This window comes from Ruegeria sp. AM5 (assembly GCF_056540645.1).
Map to the genome: position 1 here is coordinate 1 of NZ_JBQFXC010000032.1, position 757 is coordinate 757.

At 52.0% G+C, this 757-nt stretch carries 1 protein-coding gene; it reads right to left on the bottom strand.

Annotation, left to right across the window (positions count from 1 at the left end; genetic code table 11):
* Positions 1 to 126: 126 nt before the first annotated feature.
* Complete coding sequence (locus tag ACR0AH_RS21105) at positions 127 to 708, bottom strand: TetR/AcrR family transcriptional regulator (RefSeq protein WP_480593654.1); 582 nt, start codon at positions 706 to 708, stop codon at positions 127 to 129.
* Positions 709 to 757 lie beyond the last annotated feature (49 nt).

Here is a 757-nt window from a genome sequence, read left to right on the forward strand (position 1 = left end):
TTTGCCGAGAGCTTTTGGAGCAGCAGTTATGAGGAACCGGCTGGACAGGCTATTGATCATAACTTGCTGTTCTGTCGAAATCTCGCGCCAGTTGCAGGTCGCTTTGATTTCAAAGTCAGGCGATGGTCACTGTCCCGAATTGGTTTTCGCGATACTGCAAAGCAGATCGACATGTTTGTCCAACCATTCTTCGTTCAGCGCCTCGTGACGTATGAGCTTGCGGAAATAAGGTGCCGCGACAGCTAGTTCTATAAGCTGTTCAACCGGAACATCCGCGGCAATCTCACCTCGGTCTATTGCGGCTGCAAATACTGCTTCAACACTTGCGAACCTGTCTTTCATGAATTCAGTGATCACCAACCGCGCTTCTGCATCGGTGGACGCAGCAGCGACTACCTGAGGTGCAATTTGACCCCATGGTGTGTCATTCAAGGCTCCCATCAGTACGCCGAGTAACCAACGCAGGTCAGATCGCAGCGGGCCATCGGTTTTGGGCGGTATGTTCGGTGGTGTTGCGATGCGCCGGAATGCTGCATCACGCAGACTACGCGCATCTGGCCAGTGCCTGTAAAGTGTACTGCGCGAAATGCCCGTTGCCTTTGAAACTGCGCCATGAGTTACGTGCAGCACGCCTTCATCCATCAGTATCTTTTGCGCCGCATCAAGCGCCGCCTGTCGTGTGGCGATCAGCCTAGGATCTTCTTTCAATCACCCCTCCTATAGAACATTTTGTTGCACAGTAGAACATTTTGTTCTA